Source organism: Mycobacteroides sp. CBMA 271 (assembly GCF_009729205.1).
GTDB lineage: Bacteria > Actinomycetota > Actinomycetes > Mycobacteriales > Mycobacteriaceae > Mycobacterium.
The window spans coordinates 1-18,110 of the sequence record NZ_VTHB01000006.1 but is presented as its reverse complement, the minus strand read 5'-3'; the positions used below and the strand labels follow the sequence as shown (position 1 = coordinate 18,110).

At 63.7% G+C, this 18,110-nt stretch carries 19 protein-coding genes and 1 pseudogene; 11 read left to right on the top strand and 9 right to left on the bottom strand.

Translation table 11 applies throughout. The features are described from left to right. Positions 1-38 precede the first annotated feature (38 nt). The 4 genes from FZI91_RS16245 to FZI91_RS16230 form a co-directional block, all read right to left on the bottom strand. Complete coding sequence (locus tag FZI91_RS16245) at positions 39-1,508, bottom strand: PPE family protein (RefSeq protein WP_155940162.1); 1,470 nt, start codon at positions 1,506-1,508, stop codon at positions 39-41. A gap of 242 nt (positions 1,509-1,750) precedes the next feature. Beyond that, positions 1,751-2,527, bottom strand: coding sequence for a DUF1906 domain-containing protein (locus FZI91_RS16240; protein WP_155940161.1), 777 nt, complete (start codon positions 2,525-2,527; stop codon positions 1,751-1,753). 34 nt (positions 2,528-2,561) lie between these two features. Further along, positions 2,562-4,226, bottom strand: a complete 1,665-nt coding sequence (locus tag FZI91_RS16235) for an ABC-F family ATP-binding cassette domain-containing protein (RefSeq protein ID WP_155940160.1) — start codon at positions 4,224-4,226, stop codon at positions 2,562-2,564. A gap of 52 nt (positions 4,227-4,278) precedes the next feature. Further along, a complete protein-coding gene (locus tag FZI91_RS16230; protein WP_155940159.1) occupies positions 4,279-5,301 on the bottom strand; it encodes a fused (3R)-hydroxyacyl-ACP dehydratase subunits HadA/HadB in 1,023 nt (340 codons plus the stop codon). A gap of 321 nt (positions 5,302-5,622) precedes the next feature. On the opposite strand from FZI91_RS16230, the gene FZI91_RS16225 reads away from it, so the two are divergent. The 7 genes from FZI91_RS16225 (at position 5,623) to FZI91_RS16195 (ending at position 11,447) form a co-directional block, all read left to right on the top strand. After that, the gene (locus FZI91_RS16225; RefSeq protein WP_162525932.1) at positions 5,623-5,877 is read left to right on the top strand and encodes a hypothetical protein; all 255 of its coding nucleotides are present in this window, start codon (positions 5,623-5,625) and stop codon (positions 5,875-5,877) included. 66 nt (positions 5,878-5,943) lie between these two features. Next, positions 5,944-6,894, top strand: a complete 951-nt coding sequence (locus FZI91_RS16220; protein WP_162525936.1) for a glycoside hydrolase family 6 protein — start codon at positions 5,944-5,946, stop codon at positions 6,892-6,894. Positions 6,895-7,023: 129 nt separating this feature from the next. Beyond that, positions 7,024-8,103: a class I SAM-dependent methyltransferase gene (locus tag FZI91_RS16215; RefSeq protein WP_309224107.1), complete on the top strand. Its 1,080-nt coding sequence runs from the start codon at positions 7,024-7,026 to the stop codon at positions 8,101-8,103. 182 nt (positions 8,104-8,285) lie between these two features. Further along, positions 8,286-9,254: a nitronate monooxygenase family protein gene (locus tag FZI91_RS16210; RefSeq protein ID WP_155940158.1), complete on the top strand. Its 969-nt coding sequence runs from the start codon at positions 8,286-8,288 to the stop codon at positions 9,252-9,254. Between the two features lie 20 nt (positions 9,255-9,274). Beyond that, positions 9,275-9,688 carry a tautomerase family protein gene (locus FZI91_RS16205; protein ID WP_155940157.1) on the top strand — a complete coding sequence of 138 codons (414 nt, stop codon included), beginning with the start codon at positions 9,275-9,277 and terminating at the stop codon, positions 9,686-9,688. A gap of 66 nt (positions 9,689-9,754) precedes the next feature. Then, positions 9,755-10,651 carry a LysR family transcriptional regulator gene (locus FZI91_RS16200; protein WP_155940156.1) on the top strand — a complete coding sequence of 299 codons (897 nt, stop codon included), beginning with the start codon at positions 9,755-9,757 and terminating at the stop codon, positions 10,649-10,651. Positions 10,652-10,817: 166 nt separating this feature from the next. Then, positions 10,818-11,447, top strand: a complete 630-nt coding sequence (locus FZI91_RS16195; RefSeq protein WP_155940155.1) for a TetR/AcrR family transcriptional regulator — start codon at positions 10,818-10,820, stop codon at positions 11,445-11,447. Here FZI91_RS16195 and FZI91_RS16190 read toward each other — a convergent pair. After that, positions 11,429-12,250 carry a hypothetical protein gene (locus FZI91_RS16190; protein ID WP_239001726.1) on the bottom strand — a complete coding sequence of 274 codons (822 nt, stop codon included), beginning with the start codon at positions 12,248-12,250 and terminating at the stop codon, positions 11,429-11,431. The genes FZI91_RS16195 and FZI91_RS16190 overlap by 19 nt on opposite strands. 139 nt (positions 12,251-12,389) lie before the next feature. Between FZI91_RS16190 and FZI91_RS16185 the strand changes: the two genes are divergently transcribed. Continuing rightward, positions 12,390-13,925 carry a cytochrome P450 gene (locus FZI91_RS16185; protein ID WP_155940154.1) on the top strand — a complete coding sequence of 512 codons (1,536 nt, stop codon included), beginning with the start codon at positions 12,390-12,392 and terminating at the stop codon, positions 13,923-13,925. A gap of 19 nt (positions 13,926-13,944) precedes the next feature. Then, entirely contained in the window at positions 13,945-14,160 is a 216-nt protein-coding gene (locus FZI91_RS16180) for a ferredoxin (protein WP_162525935.1), read from the top strand. A 21-nt stretch (positions 14,161-14,181) separates the two neighbouring features. On the opposite strand, the gene FZI91_RS16175 is transcribed toward FZI91_RS16180, so the two are convergent. Together FZI91_RS16175 and FZI91_RS16170 are read right to left on the bottom strand one after the other, a co-directional pair. Beyond that, positions 14,182-14,574, bottom strand: a complete 393-nt coding sequence (locus tag FZI91_RS16175) for a PPOX class F420-dependent oxidoreductase (RefSeq protein WP_155940153.1) — start codon at positions 14,572-14,574, stop codon at positions 14,182-14,184. A gap of 3 nt (positions 14,575-14,577) precedes the next feature. Continuing rightward, positions 14,578-15,189, bottom strand: a complete 612-nt coding sequence (locus FZI91_RS16170) for a class I SAM-dependent methyltransferase (protein ID WP_155940152.1) — start codon at positions 15,187-15,189, stop codon at positions 14,578-14,580. A 79-nt stretch (positions 15,190-15,268) separates the two neighbouring features. On the opposite strand from FZI91_RS16170, the gene FZI91_RS16165 reads away from it, so the two are divergent. After that, positions 15,269-15,844, top strand: a complete 576-nt coding sequence (locus FZI91_RS16165) for a TetR/AcrR family transcriptional regulator (RefSeq protein WP_162525934.1) — start codon at positions 15,269-15,271, stop codon at positions 15,842-15,844. Positions 15,845-16,024: 180 nt separating this feature from the next. Further along, positions 16,025-16,831 (top strand): L,D-transpeptidase family protein, encoded by an 807-nt coding sequence (locus FZI91_RS16160; RefSeq protein WP_155940151.1) that lies wholly within the window; start codon positions 16,025-16,027, stop codon positions 16,829-16,831. A 101-nt stretch (positions 16,832-16,932) separates the two neighbouring features. On the opposite strand, the gene FZI91_RS23720 is transcribed toward FZI91_RS16160, so the two are convergent. Further along, positions 16,933-17,385 carry a hypothetical protein gene (locus FZI91_RS23720; RefSeq protein ID WP_162525933.1) on the bottom strand — a complete coding sequence of 151 codons (453 nt, stop codon included), beginning with the start codon at positions 17,383-17,385 and terminating at the stop codon, positions 16,933-16,935. Between the two features lie 450 nt (positions 17,386-17,835). Beyond that, positions 17,836-18,110 (bottom strand): annotated as a pseudogene (locus FZI91_RS16150) (mammalian cell entry protein); the annotation flags it as partial.

Genomic DNA, 18,110 nt, shown 5'->3' with positions numbered 1-18,110 from the left:
ATTCGGCCGGCCAAGCGCCAATCGCCGACGCTGCCAGGTCAGTGGGTCGGGCTGTCGCCGTCGGCGATGTTCCACGTCCCGGGCAGCATCGGAGTGGTCCGCACGTCGGCTTCGTCTCCGGCAAGTGTGGTCAGGCCGCCTGCGACGGTGGCTGGCGACGTGGTGCGAACACCGGCGAAACCGAGCCTTCCCGCGCCCGTGCTTGAGGCAGTAGTGACCGTCACCGGATCGCCAGGGTCAGTGGGTGTGTCGCTGTCTAGGGTGGCGTACTCGTAGCGACGGCCACGGTCCTCGGAAGTTCTGCGACGGCGCCTGCGGCTCTTGGACTCTCCGGGATTGCAGGCGAGGGCAGTGGCGGCAGCCACCGCGCCGCTCGGTGTGTGTGCCACGGCGCCAGTGCTCTGGCCCATGGTCGGACCGAACCCGAATCCGGGACCGTCGCCCTGAATGGCGTATCCCAGGCTTTCGGCCCCTGCGGGCGGTGGTGTGGGCGCCGGCGCAGAGCTGGCTGTCACTGTGGTGTTGGCGGGCGGTGGAGGCGCCCCCGTACTCACCGTGGCCGCGGGGCCGCCGGATATCGCGACGGCATTCGGTTGGTCCGCGGGTGGGCGGACGGGTTCTGCGGGCTGGTCGGCAGGCGGAGCCTCCGGCATCTGCGACAGCCCGGCCAAGGTGATGGCGAGCGGGATCGCGATCCCCGCCGAGGGGCCCAAGACTGCGGCGTAGATCGGCGTCCCCATCACGCCAAACGTTGCGGCGTACGCGAACACGAAGAACAGCGGTTGCCAGGTAACCAGGGCCGCCGCCGGGTTGGTGGCGAAGTCGATGACGATCCGCACGATGGTGCCCACCGGATCGGTGATCAATCCCTTGAGCGCGCGGTACATGCCGAGGAAGTGTTCGGACCCCGATAGCCACTCTTCGATGGGATCGGTGAAGGCCAGCGCGCGTGCCGATTCGGTGGCTCTGGGTGCGAGCAGCTTCGGTGCCGGCAGGGTTGGCGGTGCCGATGTCAGCGACACCTCGGAGACGGCCTGGTAGGTACTCATCACGGCGGCGGCCTGGACCCACATCCGGATGTAGTCGGCTTCGTTGACGGCGATCGGAATGGTGTTGATGCCAAAGAAGTTGGTGGCTATCAGCGCACCATGCATCGCGTGGTTTGCGGCAAGCTCGGCAAGGGTCGGCATGGTGGCCAGCGCCTCGGTGTAGGCCATCGCCGCGGTCTCAGTTTGCGCTGCCACGCCAGCGCTGACGGTGCTGGTCTGCTGTAGCCAGCTCAGGTAGGGCACGTGCGTCGCCTGATATTGCTCGGCGCTGGGTCCGTTCCATGAGCCGGCCCGTACCGAGCCTAGAGTTGTCGTGAGTTCGGTTGCTGCCGAGGAGTACTCGGTGCTTAACGTGCGCCAGGCGTCTGCCGCCGCGTGTAGGGGACCGGGTCCAGGGCCGCTGCTCAGGAGGGCCGAATGCACCTCGGGAGGGGCCGCCATCCATACCGGCGCTGTCATGGCCTATTGCCTCTGATTTCGACGGGATTGACTGTGGGGGAATGAGTTTCGCGATTTTTCATCTGCCGGGTGTCCAGGGCCCGGCGCGCGGGCGGCTGGCGTCTCCTCTCCAGTGCTCGCTGACCGGCTAGGAAATTCGATCAGCCAATGTAGGTTAGCGTAACCTTCCCTCGATTGGTGGCGTCCCTGTGCCGACCGGCTGGCCTGCGCGAAACCTCCGGACCTTCAGCGACAGCTGACGATTATCGAACCAGATCCCACTGGCCGTAATCGGTGGCGAGTACGTCGTCGACGTCCACGTGGATGTCTCCGATCAGGGGTCCCGGGTTCGACGCCGTATTTACTGCACTTTGATACAGCACCGCGGCGGGCTCACGCACGCCGCCAGACCAGGCTCTCGTCTGCCATGCCCACCGGTAGCCAGCGGTTGACGAATGCCCAATGACACCATCGGCTATCGCCCAACTGCACGCCCGCGCATGCCCGTAGATGCCGGTGCGGCCCACGCCCAGAACCGAGTTGAGCCCTCGAAACCATGAAACGGCAACACCTTTCCAGGTGGCGGCGTCAATGTCCTCATCGACGCTGAAGAAGATCGGCGCGGACGCCGGCCCCCCAGCCGCGCCGTGTTTCCGGAGAGCCGTCTGTGCGTCTGCCACGCCCCCGTCGTACCCGCGGGTGAAGTCGGACGGAGTGGGCCAGCCGGGCTTGCCGTATTGGTAACAGCTGACCACATGAAGGCCCGCCGCGCGCAGCGCATCCGTGTACTCACGGGTGGTCGGCTTGAAATCAAAGTTGGCGCCCGGCCGCGACTCGGACACATAGACGAGAGCGCCGTCATAGCCGGCCGATTTGATCTGGTCAGCCGCGACCAGACGCTCCGTGAAGTCGATCAGCTTCAGATTGGCTGCGGACGCGTTCGGGGCGCCGAGTGCCGCCGCGGCTGCGCCGAGACTCGCGAGAACCGGTGCGGCGAGGGCATACCTGAGGGCGTCGCGTCTCGAAACAGGAGCCGGCATGTCGCGATGGTAGCGAAGCCGACGTGCAGCTCGGCTACAACTCGGCGACACGACCCTTGTCGACCAGCCACGAGCGATCCAATCGAACGTTCTGCAACATCCGGCGGTCATGCGTTACCAGCAATAGCGCGCCTTCGTAACTGTCGAGTGCCTGTTCCAGCTGCTCGATGGCGGCGAGATCGAGATGGTTTGTCGGCTCATCGAGGACCAGCACATTGGTGCCACAGGCCTGCAGCAACGCAAGGCCGGCGCGCGTCCGCTCACCGGGTGAGAGCTCGTCGACGGTGCGTTCCACATGGTCGGCGCCGAGCCCGAACTTCGCAAGAAGGGTCCGCACGTCGGCGGTCGACCATGTCGGCACTCGCTGCTCGAAGTGATCGACGAGTCGCCCAGCGCCGGTGAAATAGCCACGCGCCTGGTCGATTTCGCCAACGGCGACGTTGGCGCCCAGGCTCGATCGACCCTCATCGGGCTGCCGCCGGCCTAGAAGCAGTCGCAGTAGTGTCGACTTTCCCGCCCCGTTGGGCCCGGTGATGCCGATCCGCTCCCCGGCATCCACCTGTACCGACACCGGCCCTAGGACGAATTCACCCTGCCTTACTACGGCGTTGCTGAGCGTCGCCACGACCGCGCTCGATCGTGGTGCGGCTCCGATGGTGAATTGCAGCGCCCATTCCTTGCGGGGTTCGGCGACCTCCTCAAGGCGAGCGATCCGGCTTTCCATCTGGCGCACCTTCTGCGCCTGCTTCTCACTGGACTCGGTGGCCGCGCGTCGCCGATTCTTGTCGTTGTCGGGAGCCTTACGCATCGCGTTGCGGACACCTTGGCTCGACCACTCCCGCTGGACGCGTGCGCGCGCCATCAGGTCGGCCTTCTTGTCGGCGAACTCGTCGTACTGTTCGCGCCGGTGTCGGCGACCGACTTCACGCTCTTCCAGGTAGCTTTCGTACCCGCCGCCGAAGATCGTGGTGGTGTTCTGGGGCAGGTCCAGTTCGAGGACACGGGTCACCGTGCGCGCCAAGAACTCTCGATCGTGACTCACCAACACCACGCCGCCGCGAAGGGTGCGGACGAATTCCTCCAGCCGGGACAGTCCGTCGAGATCGAGGTCGTTGGTTGGTTCGTCAAGCAAGGCGATGTCGAACCGCGACAGCATCAGCGCCGCCAGTCCAACCCGCGCTGCCTGCCCACCGGAGAGGGCGGTCATCAGGGTGGACTCCGGCTGCATTTCATCGGAGCCGAGCCCGAGATCGGCCAGCACTGCTGGTAACCGTTCATCGAAGTCCGCTGCCCCGGTAGCGAGCCAGTGATCCAGTGCCACCGCGTAGGTTTCGGCAGGATCCGCATTCGAGGAACTCGGCTCGGGGTCTGCTAAAGCCGTTGCCGCTGCTTCCATTACGTGTGTCGCGTTGGTGCAGCCCGTCCGACGCGCGAGGTAGGCGCCGACCGTTTCCCCGGGCGTGCGTTCGTGTTCTTGAGGCAGCCAGCCGACGAACGCATCGGCCGGCGCGGCGCTCACCGTGCCGTCAAGCGGTTCGAGATCTCCGGCCAGGATTCGCAAGAGGGTGCTTTTGCCTGCGCCGTTGGCGCCTACGACCCCGATCACGTCGCCCGGTGCCACGGTCACGTCTAGCCCCTCGAACAGGGTGCGGTGAGCGAACCCGCCGGCCACGTTCTTCGCGACAAGCGTTGCGGTCATCGCTCTATGGTTGCACCACCGCGCGTCGGGCAGTAATCGCAGACCCGCCAGGTCAGCTGAAGCGGATGTTCATTGTCGCCAGGCCGAAGATCTTCCGGCCACCGGCCTTCGCGGTAACAAGGATGACACCGGTGCGGGTTTCCGGGTCAAGTGACTTGATCTTGCCGCCGAACTCGATATCCGCGCCCTCGGCGGCCGACACGACCGCGGGCTGCGACAACCGCACCGCATAACGAGTCACCGCGCCGGGGTCGCCCGACCACGCGGACGCGAATCCGGCGCCCAGACCCATGGTGAGCATTCCGTGGGCGATCACATCGGGCAGCCCGGCCAGCTTGGCGATGTCCTCGTCCCAGTGGATCGGGTTGGCGTCGCCGGCCACGCCGGCATAGTTCACTAGGTCGCCGCGAGAGAGCCGGGTGTGGTGCACCGGCAGCTCGTCGCCGACCTTCAGGTCGTCGAAGGACGCGGTTCTCGGCGTGCGAGCCGTGTCCTCTGCCATCCGAACCTCGGCCTCGGGACGCACCGTCTTCTGGTAGTCGGCGTCGGCGCCGACACCGGAGAAGTCGACGTCGTGCATCATCGCCCGCTGCACCGCCGCCATCGTTCCCGGGTTGATGTCGTCGGCGGTCACACCGACGACGGTGGTGTGCAGTGTGTGCACCCGCTCGCCGGCGGTGTCGGTGAAGGTGTTGGTCACCGTGATCAGGTCACGCCCGGCCACGTGGCGCACCGCCGTCAGCTCGATATCGATGTGGAGCTCATCGCCTGCCACGATCGGTCGGTGCTGCTCGAAGACCTCTTCGGTCTGCAGGTAGGTGTCGTACCCGACGACCACGGACTCGAACATGCGGCGGTTACAGGCCATAGCCGGGGTTGACGTGAACGTCAGTGGGGTCACCAGACCCGAGTAACCCAGGTCCGTGGCGGCGGCCTCATCCCAGTGCGCGGGGTGGTAGTCCTGCACGGCGCGGGCGTACTCGCGCACCTTTTCGCGGCCAACCAGGTAGGGATCGTCCATCTGGTAGTAGTGGCCGACCCGCGCTTCGAGTGACGACGCTGCTGGTGCAGTCATGAATGTGTCCAACTTTTCTATCGGCTTGTTCGCTGATGCCGACGGAAGCACATTAGCGCGCGGATGCCGTATTGACCGACCCCGCTAACTGCAGCCACCCGGTACGGGTCCGACGAGCACGGGAGCGACGTTGCTGTCGCCGCCCTGCATTCGATGGTGACGTGTGTGGGATCAGGCTTTCGCCCTCTGCCGTCAGCACGCCGATTGCGGTCCGGGAGGGCGGCAGGCGGTCGTAGAGTGCAAGGCAGGTGTTGTTGCGCGCGCTTGCCTCCGCAGAGAACTGTGATCCGACGGCGCACCCGCAACAGGAAGGAAGATGCCGTGGCAGCCATCATGAGAGGGATCGCCGCAGGGGCATTTCTGGTGGCGATCGCCGGTGCCTACTTCGGCGCAGCTCCCGCCGCAGACGCGGTGCCCGCGATCTACGCTCGCTGTGAAACGGTCAACGACGTCGGCGATTGTGTGTCCGAAACTCCCGGGGAGCAAGACGCAGACAGCTGCGTGCTCGTCAACGAGTTGGGTGCCTGTGAAGATCAGCAAGAAGTCGAGAATCCTCCGCATGCAATGCTGAAGTAGCCCGATCTCGACTTCTGGATCGGGGCTGAATGGCGCCGCGCGCTGTCCTGCCGCTACGTTTCTGAGGTGATTTCCTCAGCTGTTGGTGTCGTCGCGCGGTGTGCCCTTTCCCTCCTGGCAGTTGCGAGCCTGGGCCTTGTCGTTGGCCCGGTGGCCAACGCGGACAACCCGCTGGACGGCCAGGGTTTCTACGTCAATCCAAACTCGGCGGCCATGCGTGCCGCGAGCGCTGACCCGGCGGTGGCGGCGATCGCCAACACCCCCCAGGCCTACTGGATGGACAACGTGTCGAGCCCCAGTGTGGATGCGAAGTACATCAGCGCCGCGCAGGCTTCCGGTTCCGCCCCGATTCTGGCTCTCTACGCCGTCCCGCACCGCGACTGCGGCAGCTTCGCCGCCGGCGGGTTCGGGTCGGCCGATGCGTATCGAGGATGGATCGACGGTGTCGCGGCAGCCGTGGGTTCCGGCCCGGCGGTGATCATTCTCGAACCCGACGCGCTGGCCATGGCCGACTGCCTGTCCGCCGACCAACGCCAGGAACGCTTCGGTTTGATGCGCTATGCCGTTGACACGCTTACCCGCAATCCGGCCACTGCGCTGTATGTCGACGGCGGTCATTCGAGGTGGGTGAGCGCGGACGTGATGGCGGCCCGGCTCAACGAGGTCGGCGTCGGTAAGGCGCGAGGCTTCAGTCTCAACACCGCGAACTTCTTCACCACCGATGAGGAAATCGGTTACGGCGAAGCCATTTCGGGGATGACGAACGGTGCGCATTACGTGATCGACACCTCGCGCAACGGAGCTGGGCCGGCCGCCGGTGACATGTATTGGTGCAATCCCTCCGGTCGCGCGCTGGGCGCCACGCCGACGACGGCAACGGGGAACGGAAACGTCGACGCCTTCCTGTGGGTCAAGCGTCCCGGGGAATCCGATGGTTCATGCGATAAGGGTGATCCGCGGGCGGGCACCTTCGTGAACCAGTTCGCGATCGATCTGGCGCGCAACGCGGGCAGGTAGAAACCTCCGGCCGCGGGCCGTTTCCTACGGCACCAATCACGCTGCCGTGCACGATACTTCGCGATCGGATACGCACAAGTTGCCCTGAACTCGGTGTTCGTTCCCGTGTGTAGGGTTGGTGACGTGACGGTGACCGAGGACGGCAAGCAGGCGGCTACGGAGACTGTTGAGCAATTTGCAGACCGTGTTACTGCGGCCATCGACAGCTCGAGTCTGACGTTGTTGATGAGCCTCGGTCATCAATCCGGGCTGTTCGACGTACTCGCGGGGCTACCGCCGGCGAGCAGTGTTCAGATCGCGCAAGCCGCCAACCTTGACGAACGTTACGTCCGAGAATGGTTGAGCGGCATGACCGTAGCGCACGTGGTCGAATACGACGCCGAGGCGGGGATGTACTGGTTGCCTGCGCACCGCGCCGCCGTGTTGACCCGCGAGGCCGGGTTGGGCAACCTGGCTCGTGTTGCGCAGTATGTGCCGCTGCTCGGCGAGGTCGAGCAGAAAGTGCTGGGGTGCTTCAGAGACGGCGGCGGTCTGCAATACAGCGATTACCCCCGCTTCCATACCGTCATGGCCGAAAGAAGCGGCGAGGTGTTCGACAGCGCCCTCATCGACGGCGTGCTGCCATTGGTCGACGGACTGCCCGAGCGTCTGCACGCCGGGCTGCAGTTAGCCGACTTCGGTTGTGGCAGTGGTCATGCGGTGAACCTGATGGCGCAGGCCTTTCCCGCGAGCCAGTTCACGGGCATCGACTTCTCAGACGAAGCGATCGCGGCGGGTATCGACGAAGCTAGGCGGCGCGGGCTGGCGAATGTGGCATTCGAGAGCCACAACCTCACCGAGTTCCAGAAGAGCGAAAGCTATGACGTCATCACCGCTTTTGACGCCATTCACGACCAGGCTCAACCGGCGCGAGTCCTGGCCAACATCCATCGCGCACTGCGCCCCGGCGGCATTCTGCTGATGGTCGACATCAAGGCGTCGAGCCGACTCGAAGAGAACATCGGGGTGGCGATGAGCACCTACCGCTACACCGTTTCACTGATGCACTGCATGTCGGTGTCGCTGGGGTTGGGCGGTGCAGGCCTGGGGACCATGTGGGGCAGACAGTTGGCGACTTCCATGCTTGCCGATGCCGGGTTCTCCGAAGTGCGGGTCATGGAGATCGACGCGGACTCATCGAATTACTACTACATAGCCCGCAAGTTGTAGGGATTCAGGGTCGGCGGACGGCGAATCCGCACAATTCTCTTTGGGAGAGACGTGTTGTCCATAGCATTCTGAAAAGCAGAATCCTCCTATCGCTAGAAACTGTTGGACCTGCGGTTTCTCATCGGCCTACGCTTGGGTATCCCCACTGAACGCACTAGTTGCGATGCCCGAGGAGCTGGAAGATGGCCCTGGAAACTCGTCTGACTCACCTTTTCGGTATCGAGCACCCCATCGTGCTTGCGCCGATGGACTACGTTGCCGATGCGCGCCTGGCGGCTGCCGTCGGTTCGGCTGGCGGGCTCGGGCTGCTTGGCGGCGGATACACCGACGAGGCCTGGATACGGCAGCAGTTCGACCGGACGACCGATCCGGTGGGATGCGGTTTCATCACCTGGACGTTGCGCGGCAACGAGCACGTTTTGGACTACGTACTCGATCAACATCCAAAGGCAATATTTCTGTCCTTTGGAGATCCCGCACCATACGCACCGCGCATTCGAGCGGCCGGTGTGCCGTTGATCTGCCAAGTGCACAACCTGGAGCAGGCCACTCGCGCAATAGAGGTGGGCGCCGATGTCATCGTCTCCCAGGGTGGAGAAGCGGGCGGCCACGGTGTTGGGCAACGCTCGACCTTCACCTTGGTTCCCGAGGTGGTCGATCTGGCGGCCGGAGCCGCGCCGCACGTAGTGGTGCTCGCCGCGGGTGGAGTGACGGACGGCCGAGGCCTGGCGGCCGCCCTCGCCCTGGGCGCCGACGGTGTATTGGTCGGGACCCGATTCTGGGCCGCGCACGAAGCGGCGATCTCTCCTGCCGCTCAGCGGCGCGCGCTACGGGCCAGCGGCGATGACACTATCCGCCAGCACGTCTATGACATTGTGCGCGAAAAGAATTGGCCGGGCGACTACAGCGGACGGGTGTTGCACAACGACTTCGTCCGCAAGTGGCATGACCGCGAAGCGCAGCTCGTCCAGCGTCTGGCCGAGGCCCAGGCGGACTATGAGGCCGCAGTAGAGGCCGAGGACTACGCCGTCGCGAACGTGATTATCGGCGAGGGCATCGGGCAGATTGAGCGCATCGAGAGCGCCGCCGACATCGTGCGCTCCATGGTGACCCAGGCCGCCGCCATTCTCCAGCGCCCCGTCCGTATCTGACAACGAAGGAGTTTTCACACATGCCATTGGTGCGTATCGACCTCACCTCAGACCGGTCGGCGCAAGAGCGCCGCGCTATCGCCGACGCAGTGCATGATGCCCTGGTAGCGGTATTGAAAATCCCTGTGCGAGACCGATTTCAGATCATCACCGCCCATGACCCGACGGATATCATCGCCGAAGACGCGGGCCTGGGATTCGAAAGGTCACCTCGCATCGTTATCGTGCACATCTTCACCCAAACTGGCCGCACGACCGAGATCAAGCAGAAAGTCTTCGCAGCGTTGGCCGACAAACTGGCTGTTGTAGGTGTGGCGGGCGCTGATCTCTTCGCGGCGATCAACGAAAACGGGCCTCAGGACTGGTCGTTCGGTTTTGGGGCCGCGCAGTACGTCACGGGTGAACTTGCCGTCCCTGCCCCGGGAAGTGTGTAGGTACTGCCCACCTCTTGCATGGCAGCATGATGGTGCTGCGTCGAAGACTCACGAACCGAGGGCGTCATGGAACTAAGCGACATCACCATCTTCCTGGCGGTTGTCGAGGGTGGCGGTATCTCGCATGCGTCGAAGAAGCTGCACACCGTGCAATCGAATGTCAGCGCGCATATCAAGTCGTTGGAGGACGAGCTCGGTGTCTCGCTGTTTCGACGACACGCTCGCGGCATGGCTCTGACCAACGCGGGTGAGGCTTTTCTTCCATTCGCAGAGCGGATTAAGGGCCTCATGCGGGAGGCCGCCCAGGTGGTCGGGAACGACGCCGAACCCGTTGGCACACTGGCGATCGGAGCCATGGAAACCACAGCGGGTCTGCGTCTGCCCAGTATCCTGGCGGCGTATGCCGCCGAATGCCCGCGGGTGGACTTCACCCTCGTCACAGGCACGTCCGCTGAGTTGAGCGTCATGGTCATGGACCACCGACTCGACGGCGCTTTCGTCTGTGGCCCAGTTGAAAACGACGCACTGGCCGCCGAGCCGGCGTTCATCGAAGAGCTGGCACTGGTCACCGCCCAGCGCTACACCGAGATCCGAGATGCCTTCGATCCGTCGCAACGAATGCTCGTCATGCGTAACGGTTGTGCCTATCGAGATCGGCTGCAACGGGTATTTCAGGACCACGGAGTTTCCGATCCACAGGTGTTGGAGTTCGGCAGCGTCGAGGGCATCCTGGGATGTGTTGCGGCCGGGATGGGTATAACACTGTTTCCGGTAGAGGTGGTGACCGCCTCGCCGCGTGCCAGGGGCCTTCGCCTGCACCACCTGCTCGCCGCTCGGGCCCGCGCCGAAACGGTGTTCGTCCGCCGCACCGATTCGGTTGCTACTCCGGCGATGTCACAATTCTTGCGGCATCTTCAGCACGCTGATGCGCCCGCAAAGCTGCGATCGGCGGCGCCCCATTAGCGACCGAGGATCCGAGGGTTTCTAGTTTCAGATACGTATGGCTGCTTGTGAATTCAGGTAGAAAGTGCTTCTCGTGTGCTGCACAGCGGACCCGTCATATAGATTGGGGGTAGTTTCGTGCGTCACTAAGGAATCGACCGAGCTAAGGAGCGGGACGCTGTCGCTCTTGGACAGATTTGATAACCAGATCGTCTCTCTCTTACTTGCCGAGACAGATGATCCGGTTGATGCGCGCGTCCTGGATGCCGCGGCCGAACTGATTGGTCGTGACGGCGAGCAGAGCGTGACCATGGGTGAAATTGCCACACATTCAAAGGTCAGTCGGGCCACCATCTTCCGCAGATTTGGGACAAAGAATGTGGTCGTCAACAGGGTGATTCTGCGCGAACTCCGCAAGTTCGTCCTCGGGACGCTCGAGGCCATCGACGACGGTGCCGGGCCCGCGACCGCCATTGCCGAGTTGTTGACCCACGCGATCCGGTTCTCGCGAGTGAACCCGGCGTTCCGTCGACTGGTTGCGGACGATCCGCAACGGCTGGTGAACTTTTCGCGATCGAGTGAACTCGGAGCCATGGATTTGGCGCGGGCCCTGGTCGCAACCGTTCTTGTTACGAGCGAACCGGAATCCGAGCTGCCGATCGAGGCGGTGCATCTGGCCGACGTCGTGTGTCATCTGGCCATCGCGTATGCGCTAGTGCCGGATTCGAGCATGGACGTGGAAGATACGGCGGAGTTCCAGCAGGTGTTCCTCCGGCTCGTCGGGCCTGCTCTCGGTGCTCACCGTGACAACGAGTGAGCCGACCCGGTAAGGACAGGAGCCTCCTGGCTCGTCGCCGCGATCCGGTACGTGCGAGCCGTGCGCGAGTAGATGCACAGCAGGGGCAGCGCGGCATTGGTGATGCTGACCACGAGCCCCAGCAGTAGAAGTACGGAACGTGACGCGCCGGAGTTGAGCCCTAGGTACATGGGCCAGGTCGCGATGAATGCCTGCAGCGCAAATGCAATGGGAACCAAGGGGATAAGGAGCAGTCGCTGTAGTCCCGCGAGGCGCGGTATCGCGATCAGCACGGCCCATCCGCCGACAACGGCGAGGGCCCCGTTTTGGATCAGCGCGTACAGCGGTAGTCCGAGAATCAGCGTGGGGTTGTCGCCGTAGTACGTCATGACATGAAAGTGGATGGCGGTCATTTCCATGGCAGCGTCAAAGAGGCTAAAGACCACGATGATGACCAGGAGGCGCGCTACACCCATCCCGGTGACCAAGAACCGGTAGGCGTAGTAGACCGCTGTGGCGAAGAACATGGACTCGCCGACGAAGACGTATAGCGGGGTGTGCCGCCCAAACAGCTCGAACACCAAAAGCGGTGTGTTCAAAGGGTAGAACGTGGCACCGAGGATGTCGCCAAGCGGTTCGAGGAACCCGCACAGTGCACCGCCGGCCATCAAGATCAGCGGAAGCCAGTTGTTGGAGCGGACGCCGAGCCGCAGCGCCCACACCAGTGTGGCGATGAACGACACCACGGTGAACGCGAGAAATCCCCACGATGCTGCGACGTTCGTTGCCATCTCGATGGGAATCGTTGGGTGCTGAAACTCCATGGCCTTCTCCTGAACTCTTCGACTGTGAGACGTTCGAGAAATTAAAGTCGCATGCGACCTCCGGTTAGTGATAGTCTCATGTGAGACTCTAAGGAGTCAAGAGTCGCACAAGCTTTGCGGACCAGCAGGAAGGCACAGGATGGCGCAGCCGATCGACACCTTCGAGGAAGGGCAAGAGGCCGACCTCATTGATCAGCCGTATCGGGAAGGCCGTGAGGTTAGTCGGTGGTCTACCGGCCGGTTGAGCGTCCTCGGCTCGTTGCGGGAAGACCCGTTCTGGCCGACCCGTCGCCCACTGCGCGTGGCGACGAACATTGTCAACGGCGCGGGACGCCCGGGTCCGTTACCGCCGGGTCCGAAGGGCCTACCAGTCGTCGGTTCATGGGTTCCGTACTACCGCAACCCATATGAATTCCTTCGTACGAACGCGAAGAAGCACGGGGACGTCTTCCGTGTTCCGCTGCCGATACACGACCTCATCGTTGTCAGCCATCCAGACGACGTCTCGCACTTCATGGACGACACCACAGGCAACTACAGCATGTTCGGCACCACGCAATGGCTATTCCGTCAGATCGGTCGTTCGGTACCGACTCTGGAAGGAGAGCTGTCGAAGGAACGCCGGCGAATGCTGCTGCCAATGTTCGGCCGCCGCCACCTGGCGCGGGTGGCCGACACCCTCGCCGAGGAGTTCGTCGGCAGAATCGATCGTTGGTCCCCTGCGGCCGGCACGGGGCAATATCTTGACTTGCAGCACCAGATTGCTCGGGTGACGCTGCCGACCTTTCTTCGCACGATGTTCTCCACCTCGATCTCGGATGAAGAGATCGAGCAGATCGACACAGATATCCGCTCGACGATGCGGTTGGGCGCCGCCTATCTGCTGTTGAGCACACCTCCTAATCTGCTTCCGTTTCCTGGGGTGGAGAGTGCGCCACGTTCGATGCGTCGTCTGGTGCTGAAAATGAAGGAAATTGTGCGGCGCCGCAAGGAGAATCCGGTCGACAAGCCCGATCTGCTGAGCATCCTGCTGGAAGCGCGTTACGACGATGAGTCGGCACTCAGCGAGCGAGACCTGATCGCCGAACTCATCATTCTCATCGCGGGTGGCTACGAGACGATCGTCGCCGCGTTGTCGTGGACGCTGGGCCTATTGCTGCGGAACCCGGAGCATCTCGAGCGTGTGTACGACGAAGTGGCCTCCTTGAACGGCGCGCCTCCGGGTGTGGGCGATCTGCCGAATCTGACGTGGCTGAAGGCGTGTTTTGACGAGGGGCAGCGTTTGCAGGGAGCGCCGTTGAATTGGCGGTTTGCCATGGAGGACGACGAGATCGGCGGATATGCGATACCGCGACGCAGCGTCGTGGCAACCTCGCTGTACGTCGTCCACCGAGACCCCCGGTGGTGGGGTGACGATGTAGACCGTTATGACCCCACACGATTCACAGACGCCGAGCAAGTGCGGTCACGGCCCCGGCTGGCCTTCATGCCCTTCGGATCCGGGCCACACCACTGCCTAGGCACGGGCATGGCATACATGAACGCGCAGTTCTTGCTGTCGATCATCTTTCAGCGCTTCCGGCTGAGCGCTCCTAGGGGGTGGGAGCCGCAACACAAGTTCGCCTTTTCGACAGTCATCAAGGGCGGACTCCCGGTGACCCTCTCGCGAGCATGACGAAAGGTTAGGCACACCAGTGGCATCCATCTACATCGACCAAAACATGTGCATGTCCTCGGAATACTGTGTCCGGTCCAATCCGGAGCTGTTCTCTCTCGACGCCGACGGTGTGGCTCAGCTCGTCGGCGGTAGTAACGGTCCGGACGAGCTGAGCGAGGCGAACCTGGATGCCGCGGTCTCCGCAGCCGGTGTGTGCCCCGCCGGGGCGATCGAGATATCGGGACACGGCTGACGGATCCCGAACGCATACGCCTCAAACCTTTCTGCCTCGCGTCCCCGACTCATCGATTCCCCACGAGATGATCCGGTGGGGCGTGATGCGGATGATGTCCCCGCTGAGCCCGCCGTCGGTGCTGCCCTGACCGGGCAGCGCTTCGGCGGTCCCGCGAATCTCGACGCCCTGTGCCCTCGGCGGTCTCACCGAAAGCACTTCGTCGACAATGAAGGCCACCCGTGGATTTCCGATCACATTGCGCCACTTCTGCGTTAACGCGAGATTGTGGCCGACGACGTCGATCGTCGCGCCGTCTGGACCGAGGTGCACGCCGATCGGCCTGATCTGCGGAGCACCTCCCGGGCCGATGGTGCACAGGCGCCCGATGGGCTGTCGGCGCAGGAATCGTCGTTCGCTCGGCGTGAAGGCCATGCTTCAGGCCTTGCGGGCGATCACGAGGTGGCCGGGCAGCTGGGCTCCTGCCTCGCCGGTCCCTGCCTGGAGACGGGCGGGACGAATGCTTTCGACCTGCCAGTGCTTCGAGACCACCTCGCGCAGTAGCTCTTCGGTGAACTGGGTGGGTGCAGGACCATCGTGATCCGGGAAGGCGCCGGTACCGAACGCCAGGATGTAGAACGAGGCCCCGGGGGCCGCTGCGCGATGAACCGAGTGCAGGTACCCGTCCCGCAGCTCTGCGGGCAGCGCATGCAACAGGCCGCTATCGAAGATGGTGGAGAAACGACCGTCGTACCCGGTGAACGAGCTGATGTCGGCCTGCTGGAAAGTCGCGGTGTGCAGACCGCGTTCGGCGGCGGCAGCCGCGGCGGCCTCGACCGCGGTGGGGCTCAAGTCGATCCCGACGACGGTGTGTCCGCGCGCGGCCAGCGCGAGTGCCAATTCGGCGTATCCGCAACCGGCGTCCAGAACCTCGCCCTGGATCACCCCGTCCTGGTCGATGAGTGTCGCGAATTCGGGCTGCGGCTCACCGATGTTCCACGCGGGCTTGTCCTCCCGGTAGGCGCCATCCCAGTCGATTACGTGTGTCATTCCGTTCATCCCTTCGTGTCGGTACTCTCGTCACAATAACTCAACGCTTGTCTACTTTTATTCCTGCGAGGATGTCCCCATGTCTTCACCAGCACCCGAACGCAAGGGACAGCAGACGCGACAACGGATCCTGGCGACCGCCCGTCGCGTGTTCGCCGAGGTGGGCTACGAGAAGGCGACGATCCGCGGTATCGCAGCAGCGGCCGAGGTGGACAAGTCGTCGGTCATCCAGTACTTCGGGAGCAAGAGCAACCTGTTCCGGGAAGCGGTGCACTGGACAGTTCCGGTCGAGGAACTGACGGTGACAAATCCCGCTGACACGGCTCAGAACTATTTGCGTGGGTTGCTGGCGGGCTGGGCAGCAGACCCCGATGGTCCGATGGCTGTCCTGCTACGGACCAGTATGACCAGCACGGACGCGTTGGAAATGTTGCGCGAGCAGGTGACCGAACAGGCGGTGAGTTCCGTAGCGGCTACCATCGAAGCACCCGACGCGCGGCTGCGCGCAGCGCTACTGAGTGCCGTGCTGATGGGGATCGCCAGCCAGCGTTACCTGCTGCGCCTGCCCGACTTGGCGGCGGCCAGCGACGATGAGATTGTCGCGCTAATGGCACCGCTGCTGACGTCACTTATCTCGCCCGGACAAGCCCCCTGAGGCACGGCGATTTCGGCTTCGCCTGAGACCAGTTAGCGGGTCCATCCCACTGACGTCTTCGTTACCAAACCGTGGGCAAGGCGTGACCGAATCATTAAGCGCGCCCGCTACTTCGGGCATTGACGCGTCCTACGATCACAGCGTTCATGACGTAGTGGTCATCCCAGAGGGGTCGGGTCGATGAGGGCAGTTGGTCAGTTAGTTCTTGTGGCGGCCGTCGTCGCCGCGTCGGTCACGGCGCACGCGGCCGATGTCGACACGGCCGCACGCAGCCTGCCGTTGACCGTGGATATCGGGTCTATCGCGCCCACGCCGGATCAGCGGGTCGGTATTGCGCACCCCGTGGTGGTGACGTTCAACGATCCCGTCGTCGACCGAGAAGCCGCCGAGCGTGCCCTTGAAATCACGTCTGTGCCGGCCATGACGGGTAAGTACGAATGGGTCGAGAACAACGTGGTGCAGTGGGCTCCCGACCGGTTCTGGCCCGCGCACAGCACGATCAAGCTGATGGTGGGCGGCAGACCGACCGAAATCTCAACGGGCCCCGCCCTCATCGGTATCGCCAGCATCTCGCAGCACACCTTCACCGTGGCGAAAGAGGGAGTCTGGAAGGGGACCCAGGGGGGATTGCCTGCGCCGCATCATCTTCCGCGGATGGGGGAGGAGGGTGTCTTCCCGGCCACCATGGGACGGCCCGAGTACCCGACACCCGTGGGGACCTATGCGGTCCTCGCCAAGGAGCGCTCGGTAGTGATGGACTCCAGCAGCGTCGGCATCCCCGTGACGGCTTCCGACGGCTATCTGCTGAACGTGGATAACGCAGTCCGGTTCACCAGTCGCGGTCTGTTCGTGCACTCGGCGCCCTGGGCCGTGCCGGCGATGGGTTACGAAAATGTCAGCCACGGCTGCATCAGCCTGAGCCCGGCGGCCGCTGAGTGGTACTTCGACAACGTCAACATCGGCGATCCGGTGGTTGTGCAGGAGTAGACGTGCAATGGCGGTGCTAGCTGGCTGCCGTACCGATACAAAAATGCCCGTATTCCATTGCTAGCAACGGAATACGGGCAACTGTCGCGTGCGCCCGAGGGTCAGCCCTGTGGGCCCGCTGGAGTCGGAACACCGGGTGTCGGACCGCCGGGCACGGTGGAACCGACAGGTGCGCCCTTGCCGGCGGCGACCACGGGGCCCGCCGCAGTGCCACCAGCCAAGGGCGCTCCGGCCGGTACGACGGGAACTACCGGTGCTGCGGGAACCACGGGCGCTGCGGGGACGATGGGCGCGGCGGGAGCGACAGGGGCGGCCGGCACGACGGGAGCTGCAACGGGCCCCGGCAGGATCGGCACGCCGGCGACGGGAGCGCCTCCGGCGGCGGGAGCGCCGATCAGCGCGCCCTTGCCTGAGCCACTGGCGCCGTCCTCGACGGAGTACTGTCCGCCGATCATGGGGGCGGCAGTCGCGGAGGCGCTCGACGCTATAGCGGCCACGCCTAGCGCGGCGCCGGCAATTACTTGTAAAGCTACTCGATCAAAGATGACCGCCACCGACCCGACTCCCTGACTTGTGCGCACTAAATCACGCGTGTGAAATTCTCTGGCAGAACTTTATAGCGCCGCTGAAATAGCGTCCAGGCGAGACCCGGGCCGTTTATGAAGTTGATATAGAAAAGGAGCCGTGCCTGTGACTTAAGGGGTTTTGAGATCCAATGCCTAGAGCCGAACATCCGAGTGAACCGCCAGTTGATGACGCCATTATGGTCACGTCCGATCACCTCTTTATGTGAGACGAAATCGTGACCAGAACGTATGCAGCGCGATCTTCTTGGCGCGTAGGAATCTGCTTCATGCAGAAAGGCGGAATCCTTTAGACCGCCCGACTAAAAGGCATATGAAATGAACGTCGAGCACAAAGTTCGGTCTTGAATTGGCTGCCGCCTGTTACTCAAATTGAGGCTGCGGGGAGGTAGGCCTTCCCGGCCGCACCCAGCTCGCTACCTAGCCATTGGCCATGTTCCTGCATCGTGGGGTGTGCTGGGTGACGTTGCCGGGAGTGGCGGCGTTGACGATGATCGGCACCACGTCGTTGAGACCGGGCATGAAGCCGCTGATGTTCAAGTCACAGATGTACCCGTTGCCCCAGGCGCCGTCGCCGGTGAGGCGGGCCAGGCCCTTGAGCAGCAGCGGCAGGTTTCCCGCCAGGAAAGCGATTTTGGGCTCGCTCTGAACCATGTGCTTGGCGAACCCGGGCTGGCGAGTGATGAGCTCTTCGA

Excerpts from the sequence above, each read along its gene's own strand:
- FZI91_RS16245 (WP_155940162.1), bottom strand. The coding sequence starts at position 1,508 with ATGACAGCGCCGGTATGGATGGCGGCCCCTCCCGAGGTGCATTCGGCC.
- FZI91_RS16240 (WP_155940161.1), bottom strand. The coding sequence starts at position 2,527 with ATGCCGGCTCCTGTTTCGAGACGCGACGCCCTCAGGTATGCCCTCGCC.
- FZI91_RS16235 (WP_155940160.1), bottom strand. The coding sequence starts at position 4,226 with ATGACCGCAACGCTTGTCGCGAAGAACGTGGCCGGCGGGTTCGCTCAC.
- FZI91_RS16230 (WP_155940159.1), bottom strand. The coding sequence starts at position 5,301 with ATGACTGCACCAGCAGCGTCGTCACTCGAAGCGCGGGTCGGCCACTAC.
- FZI91_RS16210 (WP_155940158.1), top strand. The coding sequence starts at position 8,286 with ATGGCCCTGGAAACTCGTCTGACTCACCTTTTCGGTATCGAGCACCCC.
- FZI91_RS16205 (WP_155940157.1), top strand. The coding sequence starts at position 9,275 with ATGCCATTGGTGCGTATCGACCTCACCTCAGACCGGTCGGCGCAAGAG.
- FZI91_RS16200 (WP_155940156.1), top strand. The coding sequence starts at position 9,755 with ATGGAACTAAGCGACATCACCATCTTCCTGGCGGTTGTCGAGGGTGGC.
- FZI91_RS16190 (WP_239001726.1), bottom strand. The coding sequence starts at position 12,250 with ATGGAGTTTCAGCACCCAACGATTCCCATCGAGATGGCAACGAACGTC.
- FZI91_RS16185 (WP_155940154.1), top strand. The coding sequence starts at position 12,390 with ATGGCGCAGCCGATCGACACCTTCGAGGAAGGGCAAGAGGCCGACCTC.
- FZI91_RS16175 (WP_155940153.1), bottom strand. The coding sequence starts at position 14,574 with ATGGCCTTCACGCCGAGCGAACGACGATTCCTGCGCCGACAGCCCATC.
- FZI91_RS16170 (WP_155940152.1), bottom strand. The coding sequence starts at position 15,189 with ATGACACACGTAATCGACTGGGATGGCGCCTACCGGGAGGACAAGCCC.
- FZI91_RS16165 (WP_162525934.1), top strand. The coding sequence starts at position 15,269 with ATGTCTTCACCAGCACCCGAACGCAAGGGACAGCAGACGCGACAACGG.
- FZI91_RS16160 (WP_155940151.1), top strand. The coding sequence starts at position 16,025 with ATGAGGGCAGTTGGTCAGTTAGTTCTTGTGGCGGCCGTCGTCGCCGCG.